The sequence below is a fragment of the Longimicrobiales bacterium genome (assembly GCA_029245345.1).
In the GTDB taxonomy this organism is placed as follows: Bacteria; Gemmatimonadota; Gemmatimonadetes; order Longimicrobiales; family Gaopeijiaceae; genus CALFPJ01.
This window is the reverse complement of record JAQWPM010000001.1, coordinates 1-9344: the sequence shown is the minus strand read 5'-3', so window position 1 is coordinate 9344 and position 9344 is coordinate 1. Positions and strand designations below refer to the sequence as shown.

Sequence of the window (9344 nt, the reverse complement as noted above, 5' to 3'; positions counted from 1 at the left end):
CCCCTCCCACATCTGAGCACTGTGCGCGACTCCGCTCGGGCTGCGCTCGGGCCAAATCCGCAGCCCCATGATCCGCAGCCCATGCCTCACGCTGTCCCCGCTCGCCTCTCACCTCATTTGGGCCGTTGAATTTCCTATCCGTGGGCGACGCTGCCGGCGCTGCCGCGAACAAGCTGCGCTCGCAAACCCTGTCCGCCGGCACTGGCTACGAGGGTCTGGTATTCTGACCAGAGCCCCAAGCGTTGACCTCCCTTCCGAGTAACGACCATGTGATTACGATGAGCAGCAATGGCGCACCGCGCTGAGGGCTACCACCGATTGCGATGCCCAGGAACACCAAGACATCGATTTCGGCCACGGGTACGATGCATCGCCTGCGTGAATGATCGGCCTGAATGATCACGTCGGATCATGCAGCCGCCCCCCGATGCCAGCGTCAACCGCCACCACAGCCCCGGAAATGAAGCCTGCCGCGGCCGAGGCTAGAAAGACGACCACGTTAGCGATCTCGTGGGGCTGCGCGATCCTGCCAAGCGGGTGCACCTCCGCTAGCTCATCCAAGAGTTCCGGGTGCCCGCTAAACCCCTCTAGGAGCATCGGCGTAGCCGTCGCGGCAGGTGCGACTGCATTCACTCGGACTCGCGGCCCCAGATCGACTGCCAGGGCACGCGTCAGACCATCAAGCGCACTCTTGCTCACCGCGTAGGGCACGAATCCCGGTTTGGTGAGCTGCCCATGGATGCTGGAGATATTTACCACGCTCCCACCGACGCTCTCCAACTGAGTCAAGAAACTTCGCACGAGAAGAAATGGCGCCACGACATTGATACCCAACACCTTCTGCCAATCGTCAGTTCCGATCGATTCCGTTGGCTTGAGGAGTTGGAGCGCCGCGTTGTTGACCAGGACATGCAAGCCATCACCACCCAGCAGGGCGTCGACCTGAGTGGACTTGCTGGTCAAATACTGTTCCTCGCTGGCGCACCGTTCGAGATCGCATTGGACGTATTCATCGCACACAACCTCGGGGGACGCCTGTAGGTCCAAACCAATGACGCGGTAGCCTTCCTCAATGAACGCTTCTGTGAGGGCCGAGCCAATTCCTCCGTTCACCCCGGTGACCAGTGCGGTCCTCACGAAGCCGTCTCTAATTGCTCAAACAGCATAGTGATGGCCAACTCGCTCGTACGCCTCACGGCATCAACAGTGTTTGAGCCATTGTGAGTCCCCAGGATGCAACGTTCAAAACTCCTCAACGGCGATTCTTCACCAAGGGGTTCAATCTCGAACACGTCCAATGCTGCCGAGTATACTTGTCCGCTCCCCAGAGCACTACAAAGCGCTTCCTCATCGATCAGGGGTCCACGGGCAACGTTGACCACACGCAGGCCAGGCTTGCAATGACTAAGGACATCAGCATCGACCATGTGCCGGTTCGCGTCCGTGAGGGCACAGGTCAGAACGAGGAAGTCGGCATCCTCCATGTCGTCCGGCCAGCTTCGAATCTCAACTTCAGCCTCCCCTTCGAAGAACGGATCGTACGCGACTACCTCCATACCACAGACAAGCAACCTACGCGCGACCTGCCTGCCTACATGGCCCAGACCAACCAATGCTGCCTTCTTACCCGCAAGTGAAACGCCGGCTGGCTTCGACCAACGACCAGATCGCACCTCTCGATCAATCCAGTACAATTCGCGTGCCAGCCCGATGACGTAGGCCAGGGCAACATCAGCCACTTCGTTGCCAAACATCCCGGGTGTGTTCCGCACTGGGAGCCCCAAATCCGCTGCCGCCTGGAAGTCGACATTATCGACTCCTGAGCCCCATTTGATGGCTGAGCGTAGGCGCCCCCGGACGCCGCATTCCAAGACCTCGCGATTTGCTGGATCATCTCCGATGATCCAACCGTCGTAGAGGGGTACCATCTCCTTCAGTTCGGAAACGCTCAACGTCTGGACCACATCCGGCAACGCGACCTCGACACCCCTCTCCTCGAAGTGATGGATGAAATCGTCCATCTGACGGAGCATGGGCGGGCAAGTGATCAGGACCTTCATTCGCTCACCCCACCATCCACATTGAGGTGGCTCGCCACTGCCTCGGCGACATTCCAGTCCTCCTCTGTGTCGATATCCATGGTCTCTGAATGCGGCACTTCGAAAAGAGCCGGCCTTCGTCCAATTCGCGCAGCCGTCGCCCGAAAGCTCGCTCCCGAGAACACATAGAGATTGGAATCTTCCTCAAACCAAGGCTCCAGATCCTGAGTCCGCACGAGGTTGTCTGGATCGTGATTGATCGGACTCCCATCCGCTTGGTAGAATCTTGTCTGCACACGAGTCACGCTGAAAAGCGAATCGAAACCGGCCTGGATGCTCTCCCGATACTCGCGAATGCCCGTCTCGATGGTCCCGGCCTGAAGAAGCGGGTTCGTGGTATGGGTCATGACGTACGTCTCCGCAGCTACGTTTTCGATATCATCTGCGAGAACGGCGTTCATACTCACAAAATCGCCGCATAACTCGGTCGGTCGATCACGTACGAGTATTCGCTCTCCGGTCACCAGGCCGTGCTCACGAAGCAGGTCGCGGGCATCTGTGTTGATGACGACTTGATCGATGATGTCCACCGAGAGGAGCGCATCTACGATCCAGCGGAACAGTGGCTTGCCGCAAAAGGTCCTAAAGTTCTTCCCCGGGACCCGTTCCGAATGCGCTTTCATTGGTACGAGAGCGACGACCTGATGCATTCACAACCTCAACTTGCGTTCTAGTTTTGGAAAACCGGCCCTTGAGCCGCTGAATCTGTCCCAACTCACGCGGATAATAGAATCGCGTGAGCATCTCTTCAGTAAGAACCGACCGGGAACTCAGTCCGGTGTAAGTCCCCCAATACTGCATCGTCCTGAACATCACGACCTCCCACCCGTATCGCCAAAACCGACCAGCCTTAACAGCTCGCACTTGGTCGTTCAGGATATTCTGGCACAGGAGCTTCACGAACACCCAGAAACTCATGTGCGAGTCCGGGAAGATGCGCTTAAGTGCCACAGCTTCCCGGCGGTAGCGGTTGAGTATCCGAGAAGGTGCTTCGTGATGGATATGGGTGATCACGGCCTCGGCGTTATACGCCAGGAGAAATCCGTTCTCGGTCGCCCATTTACCCCAAGCGAGATCCTCCAGGCCTGAAAGAGTCTCGTCGTAGGCATGGCGCCGCCATAACTCAGTCCGGATCGCAGAGTTGGCATTATTGCAAAAAGGCGATGCCTGCTCTGCATTCGACTCAGGCGGAAACTGCTTCGCGAGGACTTCGTGTTCCGAGAAGCGGGAGGACGTGTGGCCGATTTGGCGTCCATATACCTTGGCGACATCAGGATCTTCAAATGACCTCAGCATCTGTAACAGCCAATCGTTCCGCTCGGGGACGACATGGGCGCTAGCGATGACGATGAACTCGGCGGTCGCTGCTGCACATCCAAGATTCAAGGAGCGACCGAAGGTGAAGTCCTCTTTCTCAATGTGAAGCACTCTAGCACCCGAGGCTTCAGCGATGCGAACGGAGTCATCGGTAGACCCCGAGTCGACCACTATCACCTCGGGGCGCACACCCTCTTGCACCGCCACAGCCTGGAGTAGGTTGCCGAGGTGCTCCTCCTCATTGAAGCAACGAATCACGACGCTTACACTGTGCACGAGTGCCGCCCTCCGCATATCCTCAAGAGATATCGATGCTCACAGAATAGGACCGAGACGCGCCGGGCGAGAGAACGGCGCAGGTGCCAGCCCGCTTTGCGGCCGCCAGGTCCTTAGGAATATTGGTACACGGCTCTAGTACAACGGTGTAGTGGTCGCGCCACCCACCCAGCGCCATGAAAAGCCAACAATGCGGAAAGTCGTCGAGGCTATAGCGCATGACGAACTGGCGGCCCTCCGATGGACGTCGAAGGCCACACCAACCCGCCGGAAGACCGCTCACGTACACGAACTCTTGGCCGTCTGCACTCCGCTCAGGCACAATACTCAAGTCGGTCGGTTCGTCGCCCACTCCCGCGACGATCGGCCACTCGGCGCCGTCCGGCGCTCCCATAAGGCGACTAAACTCTGCTGAGACCCGAGTCACATTCCCCCCGGGGAGTAAGAGCTCGTCCCCCCCGGCAACCCGCATGGCAGCATGGAGTTTAAAGAGATAGTGAAGGGGCTGATCCCCCAGGTTAGAAATCCCGTAGGCAATGGACACACGGGCCGAATCTGGCTCTATACTTATCCGCTTCTCGAAGCGCGCCGGCACCGAGCGACAATGCAGAACCATATCAACGCTCAGGTCGTCCTGGTCGCGCACTTCGAGTTGTGAATTCCACAGCTCACCGTGGTCGGGAAGTGCGCGACCTTCGAACATACCAGGAGCATCACTGGGGAAGAGCTCTTCAAAACCACCAGCCCACAAATCGTCGTAGTCTGTACCGGTGGGCGAAGCCTGCGCACCTGCATCACTCGACGCATAAATCCAGTCCTTGGCGTCGTCCGGCGTGCGTATCGAGTCGATCCGCCCTCCATGGGTCGGATCGACCATAACCCTGATGTGGGGGTTCTCGATCGTGATCATGTCAGGAGTAGGCAGAAGAGGTGGCACATCACCGTCCATGGCATTTGTTGTACTTCTTCCCAGACCCGCACGGGCAGGCGTCATTCCCGCCAGGCCCCTGATCGACCTGCACCGGTTTCTTCTCGACCGCGCCTCCTCGATTAGTCCCCAATCGCCGCGGATCCGGCCCGAACGCTGGGGCAGCCCCACCCGCACGAGTGTACCAGCCGCCGAACTTCCCCATGAACCAAGAGATGGCCCAGCAGGCGAGTACAACCGCGGTAATGTCGACAATAACTTGGGTGCTCCACAGTCGCGACAACGGAAAGACCCGCAAAACGCCAAACGCCGTGAACACCAGGCAGACGAGTGGCGAAACCATCACGAGGAAGTTGCCCTCGAAGAGGTCCAGTTCAAGCATCGACGTGGCGACAAACGCACCGACGGACGACAGCGAGAAGACGAAGAGCGAGAAACCGAAGAGCGCGTTAGCAATGAAGAGGCCGTCCTTGTCGGTTTTGCCTCCGCGACCGATCCACGCGGCACCGGTTCCGAAGGTCGGAATGAGGACCGCCGCCGCGAGCACGATCAGCGCGTGGCTGTCTGCCCAAAGATACGGCTGTGTGATGGCCTCGTAGAGCGTCAAGCCGTGCCGTCCAAGAACCGAGCCCTGAACTCGTCGGTGGGCATGCGACACGAATCCGATGAGCGGTGCCGGTAGGCATTGAACTAGGGGCTGCTACGAGCGGGAGGAAACGCGCACGTCGCGAGAACTCTTTGAGAGTACACGCGGATGCGGCGAATTCAACCGCGCGACTGCGCTAAAGCTAGGTCAGCTCGCTCAGGCATTCCGCCAGACCGCGTCGCTTGAAGTCCTTGATGCGCGAGGTCGGGCTGCAGTTGATCACCTCGACGCCGGCCTCCTTCGCAAGCTCGGCGACCTGGGTCCATCCACTGATGTGGGAACTTGCAGCCCGCGGCGTGCTGTAGATATCGCCGACACGTTGGTAGTCGTCGCAGAAGTAATTCGGGTTGGTCTTCACGTCTCGGCTGATGATCAGCCGGCGGAACTCCTCCGGCAAATGACCGTCATCGGGATGGTCTTCGGCCTCCGGAATCCTCTCTACGTAGTCGGCATCCGCGCCGATCATCAGGATGCGCTTGATGCCTTTGTCGATCAGAACTTGGCTCAGGCGGACGCCGGTCGGGCCGTGCTTGATCGGCAGCAGGTTGGGCGCCTCAGGCAACTCGATGGACACGGTCCGTCGGAGCTTCTCGAGTCCAAGTTCCTCTTCGAACTTCGGATCCCTTTTTGCCCTCTTGATGTTCTCGAGAATCTCAGGGGTGTAGCGGACGCACAGCTGGTTCACGCGAGGCGCTGCGTAGAATGTGGTCTCCGGGTGACGGGCCACCAGATCGCGGAGTTCCTCTACCTTATTCTCCAGCGTCTTCACGTCGCAGAACCCGTACATCGACGGGAACCAGCCGATCTGCTCGTAGTAGCGGTAGGCGAAGTTCATGCCGACGGTGACGAGTTCCGGGGGCAGTCGGAGAGGGTCGTAGTCGATCAGCTCCTTGGTGGAACGACCGTTGGCGATCAACAAAGCTGTGAGCACTGGCTCGCTCACGAACCCACCTTTACGCTGCGGTCGTATCCGAACTTGTCGACGAGGTGGCCGTAGCGCTCATCGAACGCTTCGAACGCCCGGCTCCCGGGTGGCATGTGGTTCGGCCAATCGCCGGAAACCCCCTTTCGGTAATGGTTCTTCTCGTCTTCGTCGCCACGGGTCCGTCCGCCACTGAGTTTCTTGAACGAGCACTTGGCGATGATCTTGCGAAGGCGGTCCTCAGGGATCGGGATTCCGAGGTGTTCGACGATGCGAGAGAAGGTCCCGAAGTCGTCGACGAGGAGCTCCTCGTACTTGACCTCCAACACGTTGGGGTACGCCTCGGGCTCCCAATCGTCCATCTGGCGGAAGGCGTCGTCGTCCTCCAGCAGCCGGATTAGACCATCCTCAAGATTGTTCTCGTTGAGGTACTCACGCAGCTCGACCTGCGTTTGGTTGTGAATCCCGTGGGAGTAACGGCGGCTGAAGTAATTGGAGACGAAGGCGTCTCTGGGGTCGCGGATCAGGTGGAAACCGCGCACGTTCTTCGGCACGGTCCGCAGGTCCTTGGCCCTGCTGTTCACGAAGAGGAACAAGGTCCGGTCGTGGAGGTCGACCGGGACGTCTTCCGGCTGCTTGCCGCCGATGACCTTGTAGTTGCTGCCCAACTTTCGAGCGACCGGTTTCAGGAACTTCCGCATCCAGTGCGTCGCGCACTTGTGGTGGCCGAAATAGTAGAGGTCGTCCTCGCCGTGAGAGCTCGACAACCCGAAAGCCGCCTTAGCCAGAGCGAAGTCGACCTCCCGATCGATCTCGAACGCTTCGAAGCGATCAATGGGAAAGATCAACGGCCGGCTGCCGACGCGACACTGGTGCGCCTCAAGGGACCCACGGGTGAAGGCGTAGATGCAGCCGTTCTCTTCGTAATGCTTCGGCAAGTCCTTGTTTCGCCCGGTGATCGCCGGGTTGTGATTCATCGGACGTGTCGTCTCGTCCCAAATGCGAACCTGCCGAGCGGTCGCCGAGAAGAGGCTGTCATGTATCGGCTGCGCGTCGAGGAACGCCCCCACCGCCCGGGTGACCGTCGCTGCATCCAGGAGCGGGTTCGTCGCCAGGGTGGTGACGTAGAAATCCGCCTCGACCTGGGCCACGTCGTGCAGCAAGATCTCGGTCAACGAGACCAACGGGCCGCAGAGCGCTTCGGGACGGTCGATGAGGATCGCGTCCGGATGAGTCCTGGCTACGATCTCTCGAATCGCTGGACTGTCGGTGTTCACGGCGATTTTATCGATCAGCGGACACGCCGCGACAGTGTCGAGGATGTACTCGCAGAGCGGCTTTCCGAGGAACTGCCGGTGGTTCTTACCTGGGACGCTGGCGCTCTCGTGACGCATGGGCACGAGCGCCGCAACTGTTGGTTTCATGGTTTTCCTTCGATGGAATCCCCGCCGCTACGCGGTCGAGGCGAGGCGTATTGGAGCGGTGGGAGAGGGGCTAGGGGTAAGCCCCTCGCAACCGTCCAAGAACTGAGAGAGCGAAGCGATTTCAGGTATCCGACGACTTACCATCGCTAGTCCGCCGCTGACCCTTTGGGCGGCCAGGAGCATGATCCGAAGGCCTATAACGTAACCGATCGGATCGGCCCACGATCGATCCGTGACTGCGATGAGAGGCACAAAGAACGACAGCACCGCCGCGATGCAGACCACGCCGAACACGCCGTTGATCAGCTTCACCCGCTGCATCACCAAGCGTAGCTCGAAGAAGAGCGCGACCGCGTCACGGTGCCCGTCGGCCTCAAGGCAACGGTTCGCATAGGCGATCGCTCCTTCCGTCGGCGCGTCACTCGAAGCGACAGCGCCGAATGCATCGACGATGTCTCCCACAGCCTCCGAGTTGACCTCCAGATACCGTCGTCGGCTGTCGGCGACGCGGCCGTACGCCGCCGAGAGCGCCAGCAAATACGGTACGGAGAGCGGCAGCAGTAGCGCCGACAAAAGGGGGTCAACGAAGACGAGAAACGCGCCGGTGATGAGCACGATTCCGAACGGTAGCAGCGTCTGCAGAAGCGACCATAGACCGAGGGCCGTCATCGGCGCGCCCTTCGACACCAATCGGCGAATCCACTTGTCCGAAGGACCCTCCACCATTGCGCGCCAGCCGTCTCCCTTTGCCCCAGCAACCACGTCCAGCAGCCTGCCGCGGAGGTCGCGCAGTAGCGCCCCGGCGACACCAGCGCTCTTGGTACGGGCGACGTAATCACAGGCCGCGCTGAACCCACCGAGCACTGCGAGACCCGCGCATGCACCGATGATGGGCACCGCGCCACCGGCGAGTGAGACCTCTAGGCGCCCCAGCGCGAGCGGGGTTCCCGACTCGAGGGCCTGGAGCAATTGAAAGAAGCCGCCCAGCGCCGCCGCCCAACCGAAGAGGCTCACCAAGTCGAGCACCACGATCCGCGCCAGCTGAGGCCTGAACTGCGCCGCCGCCCTGATCACCCAACGAACCGTTCCGCTGAGCTCGCGCACCTGCCCCGACATCGCCGCAACGAAGCTCTGCCGCCGGTCGTCGGACCCCGACAACCGCTCCTCATCAGGCGTTGTGCTCAACGGTGTCTCAATCGGTATCTCAGAATGGTGTCTCAACGGTGCTGGTGTAGGAATGGGCTAAGCCGCTGGCGGCGCGCGGTCGATCTTCTGCAGTCCTGGACCCTCGATCCTACGCCACGCCGCGGCTAACGCATAGATGTGATGCGGGGATGACGGGTGAACAAAAACGACTGCCTGAGCTATGATGCAAAGAACAAGCGGGTCCCGTCAGTGCCTCGATGAACGACTTCTCGATCGAATCTTCCGAATGCACCCCATAGATCGGACGACAGCGCTTGGCTCCGTAGCGGCTGCGATTATGTCTTCGACCCCGGGACTCGCTCAGGCAACCCAGGAGGTTCCACTTCCGGTACGGGTCGAGGCTCTGGCGCGCCCGACTGTCGAGCTCGCTGACTCGCTCTTCGATGCACTCGACGCACGATCGGCGCTCAACCTTTTATGGATCCCCAAGGAGACTTCCTCCTCGACCCCGACCCCGGCCTTCGATCCTACCCAGGCCGAGCCGGTCCCAGAGTTGATATTCGACCCGCCGCTGCCCGCCGACTTC

At 60.1% G+C, this 9344-nt stretch carries 10 protein-coding genes; 1 reads left to right on the top strand and 9 read right to left on the bottom strand.

All coding sequences use genetic code 11. The features are described from left to right. Positions 1-399 precede the first annotated feature (399 nt). The 9 genes from P8L30_00050 to P8L30_00010 form a co-directional block, all read right to left on the bottom strand. Positions 400-1137, bottom strand: coding sequence for an SDR family NAD(P)-dependent oxidoreductase (locus P8L30_00050; GenBank protein MDG2238596.1), 738 nt, complete (start codon positions 1135-1137; stop codon positions 400-402). Next, the gene (locus P8L30_00045) at positions 1134-2033 is read right to left on the bottom strand and encodes a phosphoglycerate dehydrogenase (protein MDG2238595.1); all 900 of its coding nucleotides are present in this window, start codon (positions 2031-2033) and stop codon (positions 1134-1136) included. Before P8L30_00045 ends, P8L30_00050 begins: the two co-directional genes overlap by 4 nt. Before the next feature lie 23 nt (positions 2034-2056). Continuing rightward, positions 2057-2749, bottom strand: coding sequence for an acylneuraminate cytidylyltransferase family protein (locus P8L30_00040; protein MDG2238594.1), 693 nt, complete (start codon positions 2747-2749; stop codon positions 2057-2059). Next, positions 2682-3692, bottom strand: coding sequence for a glycosyltransferase family 2 protein (locus P8L30_00035; protein MDG2238593.1), 1011 nt, complete (start codon positions 3690-3692; stop codon positions 2682-2684). Before P8L30_00035 ends, P8L30_00040 begins: the two co-directional genes overlap by 68 nt. A gap of 22 nt (positions 3693-3714) precedes the next feature. Further along, positions 3715-4602, bottom strand: a complete 888-nt coding sequence (locus P8L30_00030) for a hypothetical protein (GenBank protein MDG2238592.1) — start codon at positions 4600-4602, stop codon at positions 3715-3717. A 28-nt stretch (positions 4603-4630) separates the two neighbouring features. Beyond that, on the bottom strand, positions 4631-5227 hold the full coding sequence (locus tag P8L30_00025; protein MDG2238591.1) for an SEC-C metal-binding domain-containing protein: 597 nt from the start codon (positions 5225-5227) through the stop codon (positions 4631-4633). Between the two features lie 181 nt (positions 5228-5408). Beyond that, positions 5409-6209, bottom strand: a complete 801-nt coding sequence (locus P8L30_00020) for a hypothetical protein (protein ID MDG2238590.1) — start codon at positions 6207-6209, stop codon at positions 5409-5411. Continuing rightward, positions 6206-7612 carry a sulfotransferase domain-containing protein gene (locus tag P8L30_00015; GenBank protein MDG2238589.1) on the bottom strand — a complete coding sequence of 469 codons (1407 nt, stop codon included), beginning with the start codon at positions 7610-7612 and terminating at the stop codon, positions 6206-6208. The genes P8L30_00020 and P8L30_00015 overlap by 4 nt, the downstream gene beginning before the upstream one ends. A 27-nt stretch (positions 7613-7639) precedes the next feature. Continuing rightward, positions 7640-8797, bottom strand: coding sequence for a hypothetical protein (locus P8L30_00010; protein MDG2238588.1), 1158 nt, complete (start codon positions 8795-8797; stop codon positions 7640-7642). A gap of 247 nt (positions 8798-9044) precedes the next feature. Between P8L30_00010 and P8L30_00005 the strand changes: the two genes are divergently transcribed. Further along, positions 9045-9344 (top strand): hypothetical protein (locus P8L30_00005; protein ID MDG2238587.1); only part of this gene is annotated, 300 nt, incomplete at its 3' end.

Excerpts from the sequence above, each read along its gene's own strand:
- P8L30_00040 (MDG2238594.1), bottom strand. The coding sequence starts at position 2,749 with ATGCATCAGGTCGTCGCTCTCGTACCAATGAAAGCGCATTCGGAACGG.
- P8L30_00045 (MDG2238595.1), bottom strand. The coding sequence starts at position 2,033 with ATGCTCCGTCAGATGGACGATTTCATCCATCACTTCGAGGAGAGGGGT.
- P8L30_00030 (MDG2238592.1), bottom strand. The coding sequence starts at position 4,602 with ATGATCACGATCGAGAACCCCCACATCAGGGTTATGGTCGATCCGACC.
- P8L30_00015 (MDG2238589.1), bottom strand. The coding sequence starts at position 7,612 with ATGAAACCAACAGTTGCGGCGCTCGTGCCCATGCGTCACGAGAGCGCC.